13 protein-coding genes are annotated in these 22,946 nt (G+C 62.1%); 1 reads left to right on the top strand and 12 read right to left on the bottom strand.

What is annotated here, in order from left to right:
- Positions 1-30: 30 nt before the first annotated feature.
- The 7 genes from RQX22_RS14250 to RQX22_RS14220 form a co-directional block, all read right to left on the bottom strand.
- Positions 31-1,434, bottom strand: coding sequence for an amidohydrolase family protein (locus RQX22_RS14250; protein WP_315727218.1), 1,404 nt, complete (start codon positions 1,432-1,434; stop codon positions 31-33).
- 8 nt (positions 1,435-1,442) lie between these two features.
- The gene (locus RQX22_RS14245) at positions 1,443-3,821 is read right to left on the bottom strand and encodes a S9 family peptidase (RefSeq protein ID WP_315727217.1); all 2,379 of its coding nucleotides are present in this window, start codon (positions 3,819-3,821) and stop codon (positions 1,443-1,445) included.
- 64 nt (positions 3,822-3,885) lie between these two features.
- Positions 3,886-6,408, bottom strand: a complete 2,523-nt coding sequence (locus RQX22_RS14240) for a TonB-dependent receptor (protein WP_315727216.1) — start codon at positions 6,406-6,408, stop codon at positions 3,886-3,888.
- 83 nt (positions 6,409-6,491) lie between these two features.
- Positions 6,492-7,475, bottom strand: a complete 984-nt coding sequence (locus RQX22_RS14235) for a FecR family protein (RefSeq protein ID WP_315727215.1) — start codon at positions 7,473-7,475, stop codon at positions 6,492-6,494.
- Entirely contained in the window at positions 7,459-8,070 is a 612-nt protein-coding gene (locus RQX22_RS14230; RefSeq protein WP_315727214.1) for an RNA polymerase sigma factor, read from the bottom strand. The genes RQX22_RS14235 and RQX22_RS14230 overlap by 17 nt, the downstream gene beginning before the upstream one ends.
- A gap of 193 nt (positions 8,071-8,263) precedes the next feature.
- Positions 8,264-9,499, bottom strand: coding sequence for a metal-dependent hydrolase family protein (locus tag RQX22_RS14225; protein ID WP_315727213.1), 1,236 nt, complete (start codon positions 9,497-9,499; stop codon positions 8,264-8,266).
- 180 nt (positions 9,500-9,679) lie between these two features.
- Entirely contained in the window at positions 9,680-11,992 is a 2,313-nt protein-coding gene (locus RQX22_RS14220) for a TonB-dependent receptor (RefSeq protein ID WP_315727212.1), read from the bottom strand.
- Positions 11,993-12,378: 386 nt separating this feature from the next.
- Here RQX22_RS14220 and RQX22_RS14215 point away from each other — a divergent pair, with 386 nt between their 5' ends.
- A complete protein-coding gene (locus RQX22_RS14215; protein ID WP_315727211.1) occupies positions 12,379-13,695 on the top strand; it encodes a spinster family MFS transporter in 1,317 nt (438 codons plus the stop codon).
- A gap of 120 nt (positions 13,696-13,815) precedes the next feature.
- Here RQX22_RS14215 and RQX22_RS14210 read toward each other — a convergent pair whose 3' ends face one another.
- From RQX22_RS14210 to RQX22_RS14190, 5 genes are all read right to left on the bottom strand, one after another.
- A complete protein-coding gene (locus RQX22_RS14210; protein ID WP_315727210.1) occupies positions 13,816-14,433 on the bottom strand; it encodes a peptidylprolyl isomerase in 618 nt (205 codons plus the stop codon).
- Positions 14,434-14,953: 520 nt separating this feature from the next.
- Complete coding sequence (locus RQX22_RS14205) at positions 14,954-15,163, bottom strand: alpha/beta hydrolase family protein (RefSeq protein ID WP_315727209.1); 210 nt, start codon at positions 15,161-15,163, stop codon at positions 14,954-14,956.
- 65 nt (positions 15,164-15,228) lie between these two features.
- Positions 15,229-17,292 carry a S9 family peptidase gene (locus tag RQX22_RS14200; RefSeq protein WP_315727208.1) on the bottom strand — a complete coding sequence of 688 codons (2,064 nt, stop codon included), beginning with the start codon at positions 17,290-17,292 and terminating at the stop codon, positions 15,229-15,231.
- Positions 17,293-17,524: 232 nt separating this feature from the next.
- The gene (locus RQX22_RS14195; protein WP_315727207.1) at positions 17,525-19,666 is read right to left on the bottom strand and encodes an alpha/beta hydrolase family protein; all 2,142 of its coding nucleotides are present in this window, start codon (positions 19,664-19,666) and stop codon (positions 17,525-17,527) included.
- Positions 19,667-19,982: 316 nt separating this feature from the next.
- A complete protein-coding gene (locus RQX22_RS14190; RefSeq protein WP_315727206.1) occupies positions 19,983-22,898 on the bottom strand; it encodes a TonB-dependent receptor in 2,916 nt (971 codons plus the stop codon).
- Positions 22,899-22,946 lie beyond the last annotated feature (48 nt).

The following is a 22,946-nucleotide window of genomic DNA, read 5'->3' as shown; positions in this document are numbered from 1 at the left end:
CACGAGCACGGAATGCGGCTTGCGCCACGCTCACTCTTTCGAGCTCGAAAAAGGCGCCTTCTCCTCGATGCGCGGCGGCAGGGTCGCGCGGCCGTCGCGGACGATGACGCGGCCGCCGACGATGACCAGGTCGACCTTCTTCAGGTCCTCGATATCCCGGTCTGGCTTGCCGTCGACGATGATCAGGTCGGCCAGCTTGCCCGGTTGTAGCGTGCCCAGGCGATCGTCCATGCCGAGGATTTCCGCACCGGTCCGGGTTGCGGCAACCAGTGCTTCAGGAGCGGAATAGCCCAGGCGGCGGAAGTTGCGCAACTCCTGGATATAGGCGTCGGGTAGATGATGGTGCCAATCGACGATCAGGTCGGTGCCGATCCCCATCTTGACGCCGGCCGCCTTCAGCTTCGCGCCCATCGCGAAGATCGACTCGTCGGACAAGGTGAAACGGCGCGAGGTCGATCCGTTATAGCCCCCGCCGGCCAGGATGTATTGATAGGGGACGAAGGTGGGCACGGACGCGATGCCCTTCTTCGCCATCAATTTCACCGTCTCGTCGCTGCGCGGCAGCGGATGCTCGACGCTGTCGACGCCTGCGTCGATGGCCATTTTCGTGTAGATGGATTCCGAATCCACCGTGACGCGCAGACCCAGTTTGTGGGCTTCATCGACGGCGGCATTCACTTCCTCCTGGCTGAAATGGCTGGCAAGCTTGATCAGGTCGGCGCCGCGCTTGAAATTGGTGCGCACAGCCTTGCGCCAATCGTCCGGCCCGATGGCCTCGCGCACCGCCGCATCCGGATAAGCGGGCGCGGTCGCCATCGCATAGCCTTCGGTACCATGGCCGCCTTCGCCGACGATCAGCTGCCCCGCGGCGAAGATGCGGGGGCCGGCAATCGCGCCGGATGCGACCTCGTTCTTCAGGAGGAATGGCGCCATGCCGTGCGATGCGACGTCACGAACGCTCGTGATCCCGCTTTCGGCGAAATAGCGCAGCCGCTCGGCGCCACGGATCGCCGCCCCGGCCTGGCTCTCGTCGGACACCGGCCCGGGCAGGCCGAAGGCGTGGACATAGGTCAGATGGGTATGAAGGTCGATCAGCCCCGGCATGACGGTGCGGCCGCCCGCATCGATCATTTCGGCGCCGGCAGGCGCCTCCCCGCCGCTGGCGATGCGCGTGATCCTGTCCCCTTCGATGACGAGATCGGCGGTCCTGGCGGCGGCACCGGTACCGTCGAACAGGCGCGCATTACGGATGACGATGGCGCCCTGGGGAACATTGGTGCCAGGCACGACCGGCACCCGCCGCAAATCGTTGCTGGTCACCGTCTTGCCGTCGAACAGGCCGGAACGGTCATTGGGCTTGGCGAGCGGACTTTGCGCGAGTGCCGAGGTTGCGCATAGGGCAGCGGCCATCAGCGCTGGTAGAAACTTCATCATGGTGGACATCACTTCTCTTCAGCAGGGAAAGCATATTCCTTGGGCGGTTCGGCGCCCATCAGGTTGCGGACCATATAATCCCAGGTCATGCGGGTGGCGTAATTGCCCCAGGCATGGCCGAGATTGGGGATGATCATCAGGTCGAAATCCTTGTTCGCCTTGATCAGGGCGTCCGCCACCTGCAGCGTCAAGGCGGGCGAGACGTTCGAATCCATGTCGCCATGCATCAGCAACAATTTGCCCGTCAGATTCTTGGCGATCGCGGCGTTCGAGGTGGCGGCATAATTGTCGCCAACGATCGGTCCATTATAGGATTCGCCCCACATGTAGGTGTAGCCGCGCTGGTCGTGATTGCCGGCATGGGCGACGCCGACCTTGAAGAAATCCGGAAAAGCGAACATCGCCCGGGCAGCGGCGTTTCCGCCGCCGGAAATGCCGTAAATGCCGACCCGGTCGACATCCATCCAGGGGCGGCTGCGTGCCAATTCCTTGATCGCCGCGACATGATCTTCGAGGAAGCCGCCATTGGCAAGTTTGCCATAGGATGCGTCGAGGAAAGCCTTGGTCCGCCCCGGCGTGCCGCGACCGTCGACCAGCACGACGATGAATCCCAGTTCGGCCATCGCCTGCGCGAAGCTGTGATCGAATATCGCACCCATGAAGTCGTTCGGCGTCCGCCGCGCCTGCGGCCCCGGATAGATCTGGTCGATGATCGGATAGCGATTGGCCGGGTCGAAATTGCTCGGCTTCAACATCACGCCGTAGAGCCTGGTCGTTCCATCCGCAGCGGTCGCGGTGAAGGCTTCCGGCGCGGTGAACCCGCCCGCCTTCAAAGGCCGGATGTCCGCTTTTTCGAGCAAGGTGACCAACTTGCCGTCGGCGCGGCGGAGATATGTCACCGGCGGCGTATCGACGGTCGAAACGCTGTCGACGAAATAGCGGCCGCTCGGCGAGACGCTATCGGTCGTCCCGGGCGGCGCAAAGGGATCGCCGGCACCCAATGCCAACCCGTCCATCCTGCCGGCGAGATGCTCCCCATCCTCCGGCGTCAACCGCGTCATTGCACCGGTACGAAGATCGATCCGGTATAGATTGGAAACATAGGGATCGTCGCCCTTGTCGCGACCATTGGCGCGGACGATCGCCTGACCCTTGGCCTCATCGAGATGGATCAGGCGGGTGATCTGCCCCGGCCCCGTGCCGAGCACCTTTTTCACCTTGCCATTGGCGCCGTAGAGATAGAGCCGGCCCTGCCCGTCGCGTTCGGAAAACCAGAGCACCTCGCCATTGCCGAGCATCCGCGCCATCGGCTTGAAGCCCAGCCCGCCAGCCTCGACGAAGGTCTTTCCTTCTTCGGACACCAGCAATTTCGCGCCGCCGCTGGCCGGATCGACCCTGTAGAGATCCATCTTCTTGAGGTAGCGATTGCGGGTCAGCATCCCGATCGCCTTGCCGTCGCTTGTCCACCAGATCTCGCCCCCCTCGATGGGCGAGGAAATCCCGAATGGCGCGGGCGCGACATCGACCTTGACCGCCTTGCGGCTGGCGACGTCGAATATCCAGGTCTCGGTCATTGGCAGATTGGCATCGCCGGGCATGGGCATCCGCCAGCGATGGACGCGCGGCCGCACCGATCCGTCCGGCGGCACCGCCTGCACCAGGCCCATCTCTCCCGTCTTGCGGTCGTCGACCCGATGGATGAGGAGGCGCGAGGAATCCGGCGACCAGAGCAGAGCCGGCGGATAGCCGGCGCCGGCCTGCTTCATCGCGGTCGCTATATAATTGACGCCGGGCGGCGTGCCCCAGCCATAATCCTCGATGCCGTCGCTGGTCAGCGCGAAGCCTTCGCCTCCCGCGACCGGCTTGACCCACAGATTATTGTCCTTGACGAAGGCAAGCCACTTGCCGTCGGGCGACGCGATTTCCGTCTGCATCGGCGGCGGCGCTGCGCTGCTGGTGCAGGCGACGGGCACGCCTGCGCAGGACCAGAGCTTGCCGTCGACAACCGCCTCGATCGCGCCGCCATCGCCATAGCGAAAGACCTTGAACGGCAATTGATCCGCCGCCACCGGCTTGGCCAGCCCCTTGGCGAGCCCGGCCGCGATCGCCTCATGATCGAAGGCCGGGGTCCGCGATCCGCCGGCGGCCGGATCGACGATGACGAACTCGGCGCGATCCGGCGCGGTCTGCCGACGATACCAGAAAAGATCGCCGCCCGGCAGCCAATGCGGTGTTACCGTGCCATTCAGAACCTGCTTTTCCGCATTTTGCGGCAGGAAACGCACGGCGCGATCATAATCCGCCTTGCTTAGGGCCGTCTGCGCAATCACGGGCGGCGCCGCGAGTATCATCGCCGATAAGCCCATCAGGCCAATTTTGAATTTCATCCTGCCCCCCCTTCGAGACTTGTTGATAGGTTTGCCTTCACAGTCCAGCGTCGGGATTCTCCCGTCAATGCCGGTAGGTCAGGCGGATGCCGAAGGTGCGCGGCCTCAGCGTATTGTATGGATTTGGGCTGCTCAACGTCTTCAGGATGATCGCATCATTGTCGGTCAGATTCTCGCCGTAGAGGGCGACATTGCCCCAAGCCGTGTCGAGACCGATCGACGCATCGATCGATGTGAAATCATCGTTGATCGCATAGAAAGGATTGAGGCCGCTATTGGCGAAATCATTGGGCGTCTTGCCGGTATATTGGCCATCCACGCGCACATAAGCCTCGTAGTTGCGACTAAGATCCCACCGATATTCCGCGCCACCCGACAATTTCAGCTTGGCGAGACCTGGCAGACGATCGCCTTCCGCCGCCGGCACGATGATGTCGGCCGGCACGCTGTCGATCTTTCCGCCCTGCACCGTCGCCGTGGCATAGAGGTTCAGGCCGCGCACCGGCTTCGCATTGATTTCGGCCTCGACGCCGGTGATATGCGCCTTGCCGGCATTGGCGATGAAGGTCCGAAAATCGGAGATGCGGGTGCCGTCGATCTGAATATTCGACCAAGCGATATGATAGGCGGCGATATTGACCGTCAGTCTATTGTCCAGGAAGCTGGTCTTGGCGCCGAGTTCGTAATTGATCGTAGAATCCGGATCATAGCCTTCTGGGATGACATAGTCTGTCGGATCAACCGGGCTGGGCCCGAAATTGGCATTGACCTGGCCGACCCGGAAGCCCTTGCTGACATTGCCGTAGAACAGCAGATCGTTGTCCGGCTGGTAGGAAAGACCCGCTCGCCAGGTGAGATTGGTGCCCTTGCTGTTGTTCGCGAAGAAGAGCGGCGGATCATAAGCGAGCGTTCCGAAGTTCAACGCCACCCGGCCATCTTCGATATAGTCCGCCGTGGTCCGGAAAACGCGCGCGCCGGCATGGATCTTCAGCCCATCGAAGATTTCGTAGCTGCCATCGGCATAGGCCGCCAATTCGCTCGACTTGGTGGTGATCGGCGACGCGAAATATAGATCGCTGCCGATGATTCCCCCGAAGAAATCGTCCAGCCCTGGCGCGGTGATCAGGTAATCGACGTCGGTCCTGCGATTGATGTAGAAGGCACCGAGCACCCACTCCAGACGCGATCGGGTGTTTGAGACGAGGCGCAGTTCCTGGACATAATAACGCGACGCCCACGGATCGGAGTCGCTGATGAAGTTGGGCGTTCCTGCCCCAAGCAGCGGGCCTAAATCGCCCCGTACCGCCGTCTTGCTGCTCTGATAGGTCGATGACGAGGTGAGCGTAGCAAAGCCATCGATGTCATAGTCGATGGTAAGATTGAGATTGTCGAGATTGAGCGGCCGTCCTTCGGAAATCGCCGATGAACGCCGGAATTTGCCAAGCGCGGGGTTCCAGGAATCGCCATCTTCCGGATCGCTTTCCTGGTGGATCCCCGTGGCGGTGACGGTCAGGTTGCTGGTCGGTGTCCAGCGCAGTGCAACGCGAGCGCCCCAATCGACCGTATCGTTGCGCGTGCCGAGCGTGACGTTGCGAACCCAGCCTTCCTCGTCGCGATAATAGCCGACCGCCCGGATGGCCAATGTGTCATCGACGAGGGGAATGTTGACCATGGCGTCATAGCGCTGGCGCATGCCACCATGTTCGGTCGTGCCGAGATCGACCCGGCCAGCCGCTTCGAACCTGCTTGTGTCGGGCTTGTTGGTGATGATCCGGATGGTGCCGCCCAGGGAACCGGAGCCGAACAACGTGCCCTGCGGACCGCGCAGGACTTCGATCCGCTCGACATCGAACAGGCGCAGGTCCGGCTGGACACTGGCGCCAAAAGTGTCAGAGACCGGCGTTTCGTTGATATAGACCGAGACCGGGTCCTGTGTGTTGCTGCCCGTGAGATTGGTCGAGACGCCGCGAATGTTGAAGGCGGCGCGATTCCTGACACTTTGGTTCATCGTCAGCCCGGGCACGGAGCGGGCGAAGCTTTCGAAACTGTCCATGCCGCGCTTTTCGATTTCCGCCTGACCGATCGCGGTTACGGCGCTGGCGACATCCTGCACCGATTCCTCGCGCCGGTTGGCGGTCACGACGATATCCTCCTGACCCGCATCGGCCACGGCTTCGGCCGGGCCTCCCGCCGTCGACCGCACGTCGTCCTGCGCGATCAGGGCCTGTTCGGTCGCAAGGGCGAGCTTGACCGGCGCGGCACTCGCCACGCGGTCGAGCGGGACGACCGCATAGGTCTGGGATCCGGTGGCCCGTGCGGTAAGTCCGGTGCCTTGCAGCAGCAGGTCGAGCGCACGATCGACGCTCATCTCGCCACGCACCGCCCGCGTCCGCTTGCCCGCCGTCTGACGCCCTGAGGCCACGATCTTCACGCCGGCTTGCGCGGCAAAGGCCGGTATGCCCTGGGCGGCCGGCTGGGCCGGCAGGTTGAACGCCTTGGTCTGAGCCAAAGCCGGCTGCGCTGCGGCGACCGTGCAGACGATCGCCGCGCTCGACATCAAACCTGTCGCCAGAAAATTGGTTCGCATAATTCCCCCTGTCAGTCGCGGCTTCGTGCCGCTTCTGACTCTGGGACGCTCGGCTTCCGGCGTTCCGAGACCTGTCGCAGAAATTATTTCACATTCTTTTCGATTCTGATCGTGTCGCCTGCGACCTTCACCTCGGCACCGACCAGAGGGCTGAAGGCGCGCGCGAAGGCGATCGGATCCGTGGCGCTGAAATAGCCAACCACCGGTTCACGCCCGAGCTTCGGATCGGAGACCAGCAATTTGGTTTGGTTGTAACGGTTGAACTGCGCCACTGCCTCGCCAAGCGTTTGGCCGTCGAATGCGATCTCTCCCTGTCGCCAGGCCAATGCCCGTTCGATCCGCGGTGCCGCCGCCTCCGTCTCGATCTCCGCTGAAGCGAGGCTGACCCGCGCCGCCGTCCCGGCGTCGATACGCCGTGATTCCGCTTCGCGGCCGACCAGCCAGGTTTCGACGATTCCTTCGGTGACCAGCACGTCGGCGCCTTCGCCGTCACGGAGAACCGAGAATGCGGTGCCGACCGCACGCACCCGCACCTCGCCCGCCTCGACCAGAAAGGGACGCGCCGGATCATGGGCGACCTTGAACCAGGCCTCGCCCTCGTCGAGGCGGATCTTGCGACTTTCCTTGCCCATGTCGACGACCAGACGGCTCGCCGTATTGACGGTCGCCACCGATCCGTCGGCGAGCGCCACGCGCCGCACCTCGCCGACTGCGGTTTCGATCCGCGGCCGGCGCTCGCTCAGCCACAGGCCGGTGCCGCCCGCCATCGTCAGGCCGCCGACCAGCGACGCGGCGAGCAATTGTCGGCGCGAGAGACGACCGTCCTTGGCCGTCTCCTGGCCCACGACCGCGACCGGCGCCGGCGCGTCGGCGGCCGGCCGCCCGCCCGCAAGCGCGCGGCCGCGCTCGAAATAAGACAGGATCGCCTGCGCGCGCAGCAATGCGCCCTGCCGCCGATCGTCGCCGGCCAGCCATTGATCCAGGGCCGCCTCGTCATCGCCGCTCATGCCGCCGGCTTCGAGGCGTACGGCCCACAGCCGGGCTTCGTCGTCAGTCGTGCCGGACATCTTGATCTGCCTCTTTCTTGCCCGCGGGCCGGCGCTCCGCCGTCCCGTCGCCTTCGGTGAGCGCCGCCGCGAGGAGCTTCAGCCCCCGCACCGCCTGCTGTTCCACCACATGTTCGGAAATCCCCAGCCGCGCCGCAATCTCGCGCTGCGGCACGCCCTCAATCCTGCGCAACCGGAAAATTTCCCGGCAGCGTTCCGGCAACGCCTCGATCATCCGGCCGACCCGCTCCAGTTCCTGCCGGCCGGAAAGCTGGCGCTCCGGTCCCGGTGCCATATCCTCTACCGCAAGCGCCTCGATATCGTTCATGCTGTCGATCCGAACGATCCGCTCGCGCCGGATGCGGGAGACCATCGCCGATCGGGCAGTGATGAAGAAATAGGAACGCGGGTTGCGGATATGCTCCACGCCCGCCAGCTGCGCGATCCGCACATAGGCGTCCTGCACGACATCGTCGACTTCGTGCACCGGCATACCGGTCCGCCGAAGCCAGACGCGCAGATCGGCCTCGTGGGGAACGATATGGCTCCCCACCCAGGCGACCCGCTCAGGCGAATTGCGCGCGACCGTAGACCGACCCTCCTGCCCTCTTTGCAACAGCTCAACATAAGAGGGACGCGGGACAAAGCGATTTCCGAGGGCCGGGGACGAAAAAAACTTGTCCCGGGACAGCGTGTCGTCAGCGGACCTGCGATTCAGCGCATGCCGCTATCCCTGTGCGGCATCCTTCGTGTCGCTTCCGCCCCGCGAATTCGCGTGGCCACGGGCGGCGCCAGCCATGAAACGACGATTATAGCTGGTTCTTGTGGAACGCACCCGCCTTCATGATGATCGGGAAGTTGCGGCCGTCCTGACCCAGCACCGTGATATCCTCCATCGGGTTGCCGTCGACCAGCAGCATGTCGGCATGGGCCCCGGGAGCGATGACGCCCAGCCGGCCTTCCTCCATCAGGATCTCCGCGGCGACCGAGGTCGCGGAGATCAGGATGTCGAACGGGTCCAATACTTCTGCACGCAGCGCGAACTCGATGCCCTGCCGGTCATGATGTTCGGCCAGCAGATCGGTGCCGAAACCGATCTTCACCCCCGCCTTCTTCATATGGACGAGACCATCGGTCATCGCCTCCAGCAGATTCTGCATCTTGTCCACCGCCGTCTGCGGCAGTCCGAATTTGGGGCCATCGTCGTAAAAGGCTCGGACGACAGCCAAGGTCGGCACGCCATATGTCCCGTTCTTCGCCATGATCGCCGCGGTTTCGGGCGTGACCAGAGTGACATGCTCGATGCAGCGCACGCCAAGCTCGGAGCAGCGGCGGATGGCGGCATCGGGATGGCAATGGGCGAAGATGTAGGAACCGCGCATCTCCGCTTCCTCCACCGCGGCGAGGATCTCGGCATCGGTGAACTGAAGCTTGTCGAGCGGATCGGTCGGGCTGGCGACGCCGCCCGACGCCATGATCTTGATCGCCTTGGCGCCGCGCCGGAATTCCTCGCGCACCGCCTTGCGCACCGCATCGGCGCCGTCGGCAATGGCCGTGAACCGTTCGTGCCGCGGCGGACAGCACATGCAATCCGAAAAATGCTGTTCGTGGCCGGCGCGGAAATCGCCATGCCCCCCGGTCTGCGAAATGTAGCGGCCGCTATGGTAGAAACGCGGGCTCTTGATGAAGCCCTTTTCGATCGCCATCGCGAAGCCGGCATCGGTGCCGCCCGCATCGCGCAGCGTGGTGAAGCCGCGGTCGAGCGCCGATTGCAGGAAATTGGCGGCGAACATCGCATAATATTCGGTGGGCATCTGGGCGAGCTTCACGACATTCATGTCCGCGCACCAGATGTGGACGTGGAGGTCGATCAGGCCGGGCATGAGCGTGCGCCCCCGCGCATCGATCTCGACATCGGCCGAAGCCGTGATCGGCGCGTCGCTCACCTCGCGGATCGTGCCGCCTTCGACCAGGACATGGCCCTCGCGCAGATCGCGCGAAACGCCGTCGAAGATCAGCGCGTTGCTGAAAAGCGTGCGGGTCATGACAATACTCCCTTGTGCGGACGGGCCGGTACGTCCGGCTAATATAGCTTTGCCCTGCAGATTCCGGGCATGGCCCATGCCACCCGCGCCGGCAATCGGCGATCGATGCGGACCTGGGCCGGGCAATCCGGCGGAAACCATCCGTCGGATTGCCCGATTTCAACGAACGTCGCGCCCGCTTCAGAAGCTGTAGGCGGCGCTCAGCCCGAACTGGCGCGGCGGCAGGACCACGACATAGCGGGCAGGGTTCGATTGCTGATCATATTGGCCGCGCGAGATGTTGGTATAATCGAACGAGTCGAAGATATTGTTCACGAAGGCCGAAAGCCTGAAGCCTGAATCGAGCGCCAGGGTCACCCTCGCGTCGAGGCGATCGTAGCCGGGAACCCGCAATTGCGCGCCCAAAGGTGCGGTCAGGTTGACGTCCGACACCCGATAGCCGCTGATGTAGCGATAATTGACCAGGAATTCGAGGCCGGCGCTGGGCGAGAGATTGGCGGTGTAGGTCGCGGAGGCCGAGGCATTGTGCCGGGGTGTGAACTCGAAAGGCTCGCCCGAGCGATCCTTGGTCACGCCGGTGCCGACTTGGATGAACTCGCGGAACTTGGCGTCCACATAGCCATAGCTGCCCCGGATCCGGAGATTGTCGAGCAGCCGCGCCTCGATATCGGCCTCGAATCCGCGGCTGCGGCTCTTGGCGGCATTGGCGATGGTCGTGACCGGCGTCGATCCGTTCGGATCGGGCACGACATTGAGCAATTGCTGGTCCTCGATATCGATGTTGAAGACCGCGAAATTGGCGCGCACGCGATTATCGAACAATTTGGTCTTCAGGCCGAGTTCGTAATTTTGCGACGTTTCCGCATCATAAGGGAGGATGGCGTTGGGGCGGCTCGGGAAGCGGTTGATGCCGCCCGCCTTCCAGCCGGCCGAATAGGTCGCATAGACGAGGATGTCGTCATTGATGTCGTAGGAGATCGACGCCATTGGCGAGAAGTTGCTGAAATCCGCCTCGCCATCCTTCTGGAAGGCGTTGATCGACGCATCCGCCACGTTGAGCACGCGGTCGCCGCCGGTGCGGACATTTTCCTTAGAATAACGGCCGCCGACCGTCAGTTCGAGCGGCGGAAGCGGGCGATAGCTGACCTGGCCGAAAGCGGCATAGCCGTCGCGCTTCTCGAAGAAGGATTCGCGGATGTAGAGCGGCACGAACGGCACGCCCGGCCCGACGTCGCGGGAGCGGAACTGATCGATCTTCTGTTCGAAATAATAGCCGCCGGCGAGCCAGTCGAAATTGCTGCTCGAACCGGTCAGCCGCACTTCCTGGCTCCAGAAATCCTGGGTGAGGTCCACGCGCTGGGCCGTTCCGGCCACCGTGATCGGCAGCAGCGCGACGAAAAGCGGGACCGGCGGCAGCGTGGTCGAAAACGGCACGGCGCTCAAAGTGAGCGGCGTCTGATCGGTGATGTTCGCATCGTCATCGATCAGGATGTCGGACGTGACGGAGCGAAGGCCGGTCTGGGAGGTAAGCTTGATATCGTCGGTCAGATCGACGTTGAGCGTGACCTGCCCGCCGTAGCCGCTCTTGGAATCGTCCTCGTCCTGATCGACCTGCGCCACGTAGCGGCGCGGAGCCAGCGGCACGCCGAACGCCTGGTCGTTGAAATCGTCATGATTATAATCGACCGAGGCGAGCAGCTCGACCGTATCGGTAGGCTGCCAACGAACATTCGCCCGCCCGACGATCCGCGTCGCGAAATTATAGTCCGAGCCATCCCGATTGTTGATATAGCCGCCGGTGTGCGCGGCCTGGAACGCAAAGCCGGCGGAGAGCGTGTCCGTGACCGGCCCGGATGCCGAAGCGCGTAACCGCGCCGATCCGAATTCGGCCAGTTCCAGTTCGAACCGTCCCTGCATGTCGCGTCCGGGCTGGCGCGTGATGATGCTGACCGCGCCGGCCTGGGTGTTCCGCCCGAACAAGGTCCCCTGCGGCCCGCGCAGCACCTCGACGCGCTCCAGATCGAGGAAGGCGATGTCGAAGCCGAGCTGCGGCTGGTACATGCCGTCGATGAAGACGCCGGTCGCCGGCTCCAGACCGCCATTATAGCCGACGCCGCGGATGACGAGATAGTTGAAGTCCGCCGACGGCGAGGCGCCGCCCGCGGTGGTGAAATAGAGGTTCGGCACGCGCGCGAACAGGGCCGGGGTCTCGGTGATATTCTCACGCTCCAGCTGGTCGCCGGCAATACCGGTGACCGCCATCGGCACGTCCTGCAGGGTCTCGGCCCGGCGCCGGGCGGTGACGATGATCTCTCCGCTCATATCGTCGGCCGTGGCTTCGGCCCCGGGCGCGACCTCCGACTGGTCGCTTACGTCGTTCGGCGAGGAAGCATCGGCCGATTCAGGCTGGGCGGAAGCTGCCGTCGCGAAGGCCAGGGAGGACATGCCTGCGAGAGCGAGACGAAGCGTTTTTGAACCACTGATCCTGAACATTCTTTCCTCCAAGCCATTACAAGAGAAACGCAAAACGGCACCCACTCTTTAAATACACTAGTGTAGGATGTTCAGGCGCCCCCAACCTGTCAAGGCGCCCGAGGCCAATCCGGCGCGGAACCAGAAGCCTTGGGCGATTAAATTAGCGAGTGTAGCTTATGGGTTACACCATGAACTGGCACCGGCCCCGGGTCGACCGAAGCGCGTCATGGGCCACCGGCTGTCGGCCAGCGTTCAGGCTCGGAGATGATCATGCACGAGTGCCTTTAGGAGCGGGAAATCCGCCCACCCTGCGCCTCGCGCGCATAGGCCTTGACCAAATCATACAATCCTGTTCAAATCGATGATCGGCCTCCTGTGAGGACGCGAGGCAGGGAGGGAAGTCGATGAGCGACGCAAGACCGGAAATGCGTGCCGCACCCTCCCCCGCAACCCCTCAAAAGCCGTGGGATCTCTATACCGGCCGGCAACGCGGGACCTTCCTGTTCGTCCTGTTCCTGGTCGGCACCTCGAATTATGTCGACCGCAACATCATCGGCGTATTGCTCGAGCCGATCAAGAATGAATTCCAGGTTTCCGACACGATGCTCGGACTCCTGTCCGGCATTTCCTTCGCCTTATTCTATGCGACGCTCGGCATCCCGGTGGCCCGCTGGGCGGATCGCGGCGACCGGCGATTCATCATCACCCTGGCGCTGACGATCTGGAGCGTGATGACCGCCTTGTGCGGGATGGCCCAGAATTTCTGGCAGCTCGCTTTGGCGCGCGTCGGGGTGGGCGCCGGCGAGGCCGGGGCGATCCCGCCGGCGCAGAGCCTGATCGCCGATTATTTCCCGCCGGACGGGCGCTCCAAGGCGATCGGCATCTACATGATGTGCTCGATGGCCGGCTATGTGCTCGGTCTGGTGGCGGGCGGCTGGATCGCGCAGAATTACGGCTGGCGCGCCGCCTTCCTGATCGTCGGATTGCCGGGCCTGCTCCTGGCCATACTGACCCGCTTCCTGATCAAGGAACCGCGCCATTTGCCGCAATTCGCCATCCGGGCCGACAGCCAGGAATCCGTCATGGCGACCTTTCGCGCCCTGTTCGAGAAGCCCTCCTACCGCAACATCATCTACGCGATGGTCCTCTATTTCCTGATGGCCTATGGCGCGCTCGTCTTCACGTCATCGTTCATGATCCGCGTGCACGGCCTCACCATCGCCGAAGCCGGCGGCCTGTTCGGAACGATGTCCGCGATCGGCGCCGTGATCGGAAATCTCGCCGGCGGCATCTGGACCGATCGCCTCGCCAAACGGGACATCGCCTGGACCGCGCGCCTTCCCGGATGGGGCCTGATGATCGCCTTGCCGCTTTATTGGGGCGCGTTCCTCGCGCCCAGCGTTCCGTTGATGGCGGGGATCTTGCTGATCGCCAGCATCGTCCTGACCGGGGTCATCCCGCCGATGTTCTCGGCGCTGCATCTGGTCTGCGGTACGAGCCGCCGGGCGATGGCGGTGGCGATCGCATTCTTCTTCGCGAATCTCATCGGCCTCGGCCTCGGACCGATCATCGCCGGATCCCTGAGCGACTGGTTCGCGCAGAGCCATGGGCCCGGCGACGGGCTTCGCTATGCGCTGATGATCGTGATGGTGGTGTTCGTGCCCAGCGGCTTCTTCATGCTTCGCGCCGCCCGAACCTTGCGCGCCGACATGGAGGATTGATGGATCGAGTCAGCTCAGGCGAATTGCAGCGCGAGCTTCGACCATGATCTTTCCCTTTTTGCCGCCATCGGCTTGGGACAAGCCAGCCTGGCAAGGATAGTTCCCGGCCTGACCGTACAGTCAGCAAATGCGGCGGGATTTGCGGATCATGACCGGCTGGTTCAGGATCTGGCCCTTCACATAATCGGTCCCGCCGAGCTGCGCGGCCGGCACCGAATGGATCTTGCGCACCACGTCCATGCCGCGAACCACCCGGCCGAAGACGGCAAAGCCTTGCTGGTCGGGATTGCGCGTGGCGCCATGATCGAGCCCGGGCTGATCGCCGATCGAGATGAAGAAGGCGGCTGCGCTGCCCGTGCCCGGCGCCGACCGCGCGAGCGAGAGCGCACCGTCGACATGGCGAAGACCCGTCATTTTCGTGCTTTCATGGGCGACGCCAGGCGCCCCCGACGGATCGAGCAGCCCGCCCTGCACCGCCTCGATCACAGGCGCGCCATTGTCATTGTCGCTACGAACGACGCGATAGAAACCGGCGCCTGCATAACGGCCCTCGTCCACATATTTCAGGAAATCCCCGGCGCTTGCCGGCGCCTTGTCCGGATAGACCTCGACGATGATCGTCCCGGCTTCGGTCTCGAGGGCGACCTGGTTGGACTGACATGCCGCCCTGGCGTCGCTGTCGCAGGACGCCTGCGTGAGGGCAAGGAGCGCAAGGGCGGAAGCGAGTGGCAGGCGCATATGGATTCCCCTTGCGGCACGATCGACGGATGGCGGATGCCGAGGGATTTCCGTAGATCTGTCCAATCCGAATGAGATCAGGATCGGACAATGTCAATTGTCCGAGCTTAGCCAATAGCGGCACCCGAAGAGTGAATGACGGACCGAAGGTTCAGAAAGTTCGGCTTCCCAAGGAGCAGAAAAAAACGACCTTGTGGCGAGCTGTGGCAGGCGGCGCCGCATGTCTGCTCGTGCCGCCTGCCATCCAGCAGGACCTCATTAGGTCGAACAATAAGAAAGAGCCTGAAGAGAGGCACAAATGTGCGCTTCGATCGACTCGCCCTAGCACAAAATGTAGAACATTTCAAGAACGATATTAGAAGGCGGCGGCGCTTGCGCCGCACTGACGAATGATTGCTTGGTTAAAATCGAAGATATTCATCATGATGGCAGGGCTGTCAGGCGCCAAGGCGACCTGATGGGGACCGGCATGCAGTCTTGGCGTGGCCGTGCGGGGATGCGGGAATGAGTGCAGGTTCGTCTATTTCGACTGTTTCACATGTTCGTCGAGGAATTTCACCGCCCGCTCCGCAAGGTCGGCCGCGTTAGGAACCGACCACTCCGAAGGCACATGTCCCTCGCCTTCATATTCCAGAAGGACGGCCGGCTTGCCGAGCAGGCGGAGCGCGTTGAAGAATTTGGCGGCGTCCTCGCCCCTTTGCGAGAACTCACACAAAAGGGAGTGGGCCAAAGGAAACTTCCGATGGCCGGCGCGTAGAGAATTTCGGATCGTCGCCAGCAGCGAGAGCCGCCGGCTCATTCGATGCGGGACTCGATCCAGTCCAGGATGCGCGTCATCATGTCCCGCTGGTTTTCCGGCTGCTGAATGACATGGCCTTCGCCACGGTAGATGAGCAGCTGCGTGTCGACATTCTGCTGTCTCCACGCGCTGTACATGAATTCGTGGTGATAGAGATTTTCGACGCCGCTGCCGCCGCCATAATCCCCGGCGATGAACATGGTCGGCGTCGTCACGCCCTTGACGAATCCGGAGGCCGAATTTTTCCGGTAATTCTCCGGCACCTCCCACGGCTTGCCCTTGTACATCCATTCTGCGATCGAATTGCCGCCGACCCTCAGGCCCGATCCATAGCCGTGATACATGTCCACCCACCCTTCGTAGGAGACCGCGACCTTGAAGCGGCCGCTATGGGTGACGATCCAATTGGTCAGGATCGATCCGGCGCTGTGGCCGATCACGGCGAGTTTGTCCGGATCGGCGATCCCCAGCGCGATCACATGATCGACGCCGGACATGACATCGTCCATGTCGCGCGCATTATAATCCTGGTTTTCCCGCGCCTTGAGCACCGGCCCCCAGCCGGGAACCGTGCTTCCCCGATAGTCCGGCACAAGCACCGCGTAGCCCTTCGCCGCCCACATCTGCCATTCCAGCGGCGTGGATTTCAATATGTTGCCGCGCAACGCCACACCCCCGACAGGGCCCCCGTGAATGTCGACCAGCAACTTGTATTTCTTGCCGGATTGATAGCCGAGCGGCTTGATCAGAAGCCCGGGTATGCGCAAGCCGTCGCGGCTCTTCCAGCTGATCTCTTCGACATCGCCCAAGGCGAGATTGGCGAGTTCGGGATTGAAATCGGCCAGCACTTTTTCGCCAGTGCCATCGGTGCGCGCCGCCCTGATCTCCACCCGTCCTTCCGCATCCTGGGTCGTCCAGGCCAACCGGTCGCCGCGCGGCGAAACCGCGATCGACGACGCATTGCGCGGGGCCGAGGTCAGCTCCCTCACCTTCCCGGCCAGGTCTACGGCGCAAATCTGCGAGAAGACCGCGCGTTTGCAGGTGAAGTAGATGTTGCGGTTGTCGGGTGACCAGACCGGTCCCGAGGCCACGAACAGCTCGCGGGTCAGCTGGCGCACCGGTCCGCCCGTCGGAGCGATCGTCGCGATGTTCCAGAAATAAGGGTAGATGAGATTGTTCGGATCATAGGTGAAGGCGACCTGGCGGCCATCCGGCGACACGACCGGCCGAAGCGCCTGAACGCCGCCATTCGTGACCAGGTCGGTCTTTTCGCCGGAAGCAACGGAGATCGCGAAAATCTTTCCGGTCACATTGTCGTTTCGATATTCGAAGCCTCCCATCGAGGTGAAGATCAACGATTTGCCGTCGGCCGACCAGCCCGCATCGTTCAGCATGGAAGCGTCGGTCGCCAGTCTGCGAGGGGAGCCGCCTGCGACGTCGAGGATCCATATCTCGGAATCCAGTGGAACGTCCCCTGCCGACCCTACGACTAGAACAGAGCTCCCGTTGGCATCTTTCGAAATGTCCTTCGCCGGCGCAGCTGGCCGGTAGCCATAAGCGACCCGGCGTGAATCCGGCGACCAGGCGAAGCTCTGGTCGACGCCGATCATGCCTTCCGGAAAGGGAACGAGTTTCCTGATCCCGCCGCCGGCAATATCATATAAAGCCAGCTGCCGCTCTTTCCCTTCGCCGGAAATGAAGAGTAATGCCGATCCGTCGGGTGAAACCTTGGGATGCAACCCGCGGACCAACCGCACCCGCTTGCCGGTCGCGATCTCCATCTTCTCAATCCATGGTATCCCGCCCGCGGCGGATGACCCGAGACTTGCCGTCGTGAAGATCAAATGACGCGCATCTGGGAGCCATTGCGCGGAGGGCAAGTTTCCCGAAACCGTCGAATAATCAGCAAGCAGACGTTCGGGAGTGATGACGATCTTCCCACTCGCAGCCCGAGACGCGGCCTGCACTGCGCAGTCACCCGCAATGGCGCCCCCGCACGCAAGCAGGAAGGAGGCAATGCCGCAAAGCAGCAGGGCGCGGCGGTCGAAATATTTGATCATGCCGGGTTCCTCATCTGGTTCGTATTTGCAGGTCGGCTCGCTTCTTTCATCGACCGTCGCATCAGCGCGGCGCGCGGCGGAAATCTGTCCTGGCAGCATCGCGCAACCGGCGTCCGACTTTCCCGCCGCCATTCCGACAGTTCGAGGCTTCAGGGACTCATGCTGACGGCATTTCTGCCGACGGGACTAAGAAATGTCCGCCAATCGGTCCGCGCGAACGCGTGATGATAGATCATGGGACGTTCGACGCACCGTCTTCCGCGGCCGTGCACCGCGGCTTCGCCTTCATTCTGTCCCATCGGCGATATTGATCGGCCTTGGCGGGATCGGGATCTTCATGGCCGTTGAGCCAATAATCATACCAATCGACGTTCATGCCCTGCTCGGCGAGCCGCTGCAGCGGCTTGACCAGCACATGGTCGCCACCTCTGAGATAAAGCATCTCTACCGGCTTGTTCTGCGCGCGCAGCGCCGCATACATGTCCCAGCCATAGACTAGGGCAACAGGGCTGTTGAACTGGAACAGCACCGGCGCGCAGACATGCTCGGTATGGAAGCCCGGCGACCGCTCCAGCCAGAGCTTCAGCCCTTCTCCGAACGGCTTCGCCCCCATTTGTTCGCTGAACATCTTCTCACGCTCGACGCCCATATAGTCGATGTTCATCAGATATTCGCCGAAGCTCATATAAGTGGATTCAGCGAGTGTCGCGGCAGCGTATCCGTTTGGCTCATCAATGAGGCCCTGCAGCGCGTAGGAGCCCATGTGGCTCCAGGCGATGATCCCTACTTTAGCTGGATCCACGACGCCGTCCCGAGCAAGTTGATCGATCGCGGCACGATAGCCGGCGGCACCGGTCGACGATTCCTCGTGCGTACCCCAATCTTTCCTGATTTCATCGACCTGAAGGACGACGATGCCACGTCCGGCGAGTGCGCGCGCAGCGAATCCAGTGGCCGACGGCCCGTCGACCAGAAATTTGGCTCGATCCAAATTGTGAGTCTGGATTACGAGCGGATACCGGGTGCCTGGATCGAAACCCGGCGGCGTTACCAATGCACCGGACCAGGCGTCGCCATCGCGATCGCGCCAATGATAGAGTTCGGCCTTCCCAAGCGCGATATTCCGCAGCTGTGGATTGGGATCCAACAGCAACTTCGCGGATCCACCAATGCGCCCGATGAGCACCGGGGGCTCATCAAGAGCCTCCTCCACGGCGATAGCCATATCTTGCGCCTCCATCTCGGAGGGGCCTGAACCCCATCCCGCACCTCTCTTGGAGAGAATCACTGCCCGATTTGAATTCGGATCGTTCGGGGCTGAATAATAAGCGAAGAATTCACCCCTATCCGTCCGCCATTCCAGCGAGATCAGCTGCTCGCGGTCGCCATAGCTTCGGCTCATCCGGGATAGTTCTGGAGCCTTCGCGCAGAAAAAATCCTTCTGCCGAACCTCCATCACCATAATCTCGCAGGGAAGGATCGACGCCCGCGCGGCCGCAGCGTTCCGCTCGATTGGCGGGTAGGCGCCAGGCAGCGCGAGCCATGTGCCGTCCGCGCTCCATCGCGGCGATATCGCCGAAAGAGACACGCCGATTTCGATTGGCGCGTCCAGCAACACGCGCTGACTACCGCTTTGAAGATCGATCAGGACGTAACGTTTAGGACGGAACCGACCTGTCCCACCCTTCGTCTCCTCTGTATCAGCCACGAAACGGGAGGCAGGACCTTCGATCAGCGGTCGGTAACTCTCCCAGCTACCAGGAATGAGCGGAACGAATTTTGTCACGATCAACCGCTTGCCGTCGGGGGACAAAGCGAGTTTGGAGTCCTTGAGCTGCACGGCAGCCCGCGTATCGACATCCAGTACCGGCAACGCTTCGCCTTCGTCGACCCTCCACAGCGCTCCAGAGCTCGTATCGAAGGCCACTTCCAGCCAATTTGGGAACAATAAAGGCAAGATGCTCTTGCCCGTACCGATCTCGATATCAGGCAGAGATGTTCCGCCCGCCTGATAGAGAGTCTCCTCGCTGATCGAGGGGTGAGCCAGATACACGATGGATCCCTTTGCTTCGTCATACCGGCTCACGTCCTGGTTCGGCTTGCTCAGCGGCACAGGTTCGCCTGCAGACGTGTCGACACGGTAGAGCCGCCTTGCTCCATCATCCGCAGCGCCCAGGAACAAGAGAGCCCGGGAATCACTGGTCCAGCGCCAGTCACTGATCGGCTCACGATTGGCGCCGCTCGCAAATCGAATCAGTGGGCGCCCGCCATTGAACCGATCCCGGCTCGGTCCCTTCAGAAACTCGCGGGCGCTCGCGGTCTCGAACAGCCACAGGGTCGTTTCACGCTTTCCGCTGTTGAGATCTCCGCGCATCGTCGCAGCGATGAAATGAAGGCCGTCAGGCGAGAAGACAATTCGTGAAGCTCCCGGTCCATAGCCGGGCGTTGAATTGACGAACGTGGAAAATTCCACTGAATCACGGACTGTGAAGCGGCGGAGCGGCCGCGTCTCTGCGCTCGACGGTGATTTCGAGTTGATGACAGCATGTGCAGGCTTCGCGAGTTGAAAGCCGGTTGTAAGTAGAACGGAGAAGACAAGCAGGATTCGTAGGACCCAAAAGCGCCAGGAGTAGAAGCTCATAGTCTGCTCCGAAAAGGTACGCCCGCAATTCTCGCCGTGACGGCCGCGGTCAGAAAGGTTTGGAAAGCTTTAAATAAACGAAGCGCTGGCGGAGATCGGCCTGGGTATAGTCATAACCCTCCGTCGTAACTTCAGAGAAGGGCGGAGCCTTGTTGAACAGATTGAAGACACCGACGCGAAGGTCCACATCGTCGAGCCAAGGATTGGAGGGGCCGATCCCCTTACCGAAGGTGAATCCGACTTGCGCGTCCACGATGAACTGGGACGCGACCCTTCGACCGGTTTCGACGTCGAACGTGTTCACGTCCTTGTAGCTGTGGATATAGCGGCCAGTCGTCGACAATTGCAGACCCCGCCAGCTCCAAGCAAGGCTGCCTGTCGCCTTCCACCGCGGGATCGATCCACCCAGGGAGATTGAGCCGGCGCGGCCAGCCCGCTCTATTGCCGGCTGTCCTGGAAGAGTGGCGGCATCGAAATTGTTGACATAGGTGGCGGAAAGCCCTGCATTGAACACTCCCGCTCCAGTCTCGAAGCGATAATCGGCCTTCGCATCGAAGCCATCCGTCTTGACGCCGCCGAAATTTGCGCTGGTCGAATTGACTTCTAGAATGCGTCCTGGAAACCCTGCAGCAATATCTGCAGCTGTCGGCGTCCCTCGAATGACCCTGTCCGGAAAAGTGCTTTCATTCGCGACGACGATGTTGGGGGTGAAGCGCTGAACCCGAAGGTTCTGCTTGATGCGCCAATAGTCGAAGGACAGCCGGAGTCCCCGCATCGTTTGCGGGCTGAACACCGCGCCTGCAGAAAAGGACTTGGCATCTTCCGGACCTAGATCTGCGTTCCCGCCGGAACGAAGGTCGACGACATATTGCTCGTTATTCCGTCTGGGATCGACGACAGTCTGAGATCCGGGCAGGAATGTTGCGGGCTGATAGAGTTCGAACAAGGTTGGCGGCCGAAAACTCGTACCATAAGAAGCCCGCAGCCTGAAATCGCCATTGACGTCCCACTCGATGCCGTATTGCGGATTGAAGGTGCTGCCGAAGTCGTCATAATGATCATATCGTGCGGCGATCGTGGCCGTGAGCGCTCGGACGAGCGGAACCTCCATTTCCGAAGACACAAGGGGCACGCGAATTTCACCGGACACGGCCACAGTATTGCGATCGGAGTCCAGGACGATTCCGTAAGCGTCGAATGCAATACTTTCCTTGCGAGCTTCGCCGCCCACAACGACCTCGACGTCGCCTGCCGGTAGAGCGAATACTGGGCCTGCGACGAACGCGCTGATCTGCTTTGCGGAGGAAGCAAACACATATCGTTCAGGTGCCGCAATCAAAGATTCAAGGAGAGCAGCACTCCCTCCAGGGCCGTCCTGAAACGGGTTGAGGGCGGTCGAGGAATCCGACGAGGCGAGCGCAGCCGTGCGCCGCGCGATATCGATCTGGTTGGTAATCTGGCTCCAGCCGTCGTCATGGGTAAGAAGTCCCGCCACCTCCCAGTTCCACTTGCCGATGTCCCCCTTGAATCCTGCGACTGCACGATAGGATTCGCTGCCCGATTGATCTTCTCTCGGGTCCATGCCCGTCAGAAAATTCACTCGAACCGGAACCCCGAATGGATTGAATGCATTGCTGGCCGGCACGACAAGATTGGATAAGGACACCGGCGTCAGCAGGCGATTATCCTTGCGATCGCTGTACATGAATTCGCCGAACATGGTCACGCTATCGGCGACATCGAACTCGGCGAAGGCGACGGCGCTGAGACGCCGCGCCACGGGAATAATCGAAGAAAGGCCTGTCGGAGTTCCCAGGTTGAGCATTCCCGCCGTTGCCTGAAAGTCGGCAGGGGTCAGGCCGATGCCCGTGCTTCCCACCGGCACCGCGGCAAAGCTTGACGTCAATCCTGGCAACGGAGCGCCATCGACTGACATGACGTTACCGGGGCTGACATTGAGCGACCTGCGGTCAACGCCGCCAAAACGCCGGAAATCCAGATCGGCGGTCAGGCCCCGCTCGCTGCCGAACAAGGGCGTGCGCTTGAAATAATCGAAAGTGAACCCGCTGCGAAAGCGATCGGAGGAAATGCCGAAGCTCAACGACGCGCGCTTCTCGTCGCTTCCTCCATCGGGAGTGAAGCCATAATGGAGATCGAGGACCGGGCGCTCGATTTCCTTCTTCAGGATGATGTTGACGACGCCTGCAACCGCATCCGCGCCATAGACTGCGGAGGCCGAATTGGCGAGGATCTCGATCCGTTCCACTGCCGGCAAGGGGATATTGTTGACGTCAAAGAAGGCGCGGGCACCCTGCAACGAAGAAGTAACCGTGCGGCGGCCGTTAATCAGCACCAATGTCGTCCCCAGGCCAAGGCCACGCAATTGGATCGATTGAGCACCGGCGAAATTGGTGTTGTCGCTGAGCGAATAGGAACGTTGCGGCAGATAATTAAGCACTTCGCCAACGCTTGCGGCGCCGAGCCTGTCAATATCCTCCCTGGCGAAAGTCGTCACAGGCGCGGCGCCCTCGGGGCTGGCCTTCAACCGCGATCCGGTCACTACAATGTCATCGGCAGGTACGGGCTCCACGGCACCATCGGTCGCTCCGCCCTCGCCGACAAGTGCCGGATCGTCGGTGGACGCCGCATCATGGCCGTTTCCCAAGGGAAGCACGGTGTAGGTCTGCGGGCCTGTCGCCCGCGCCTTCAGGCCCGTTCCCTTGAGCAGACGCTCCAGGGCCTGTTCGACGTCCATCTGGCCCTTGACGGCGTTGGTGCGCTTGCCGCTAGTGTCCTTGCGGGCGACGCCGATCTGGACGTCGGCTTGGCGGCCCAATTGCGAGATGCCCGAATGGGCAGCCTGCGCCGGGATGTCGAAGCTCTTCACCTGCGCCGCCGCCGGCATGGCCGCTGCCATGCAGACTAGAGCCGAAGTCGCGAACAATGCGTGCCTGCCATATGTCATATTCAAATCCCCCCAGATCCTGCGCGAGCTTCTTCTCCCGCTTCATCC

This window comes from Sphingosinicella rhizophila (genome assembly GCF_032378825.1).
In the GTDB taxonomy this organism is placed as follows: Bacteria; Pseudomonadota; Alphaproteobacteria; order Sphingomonadales; family Sphingomonadaceae; genus Allosphingosinicella; species Allosphingosinicella rhizophila.
The sequence above is the reverse complement of the archived record's forward strand: the minus strand, read 5'-3'. Positions and strand labels throughout refer to the sequence as shown.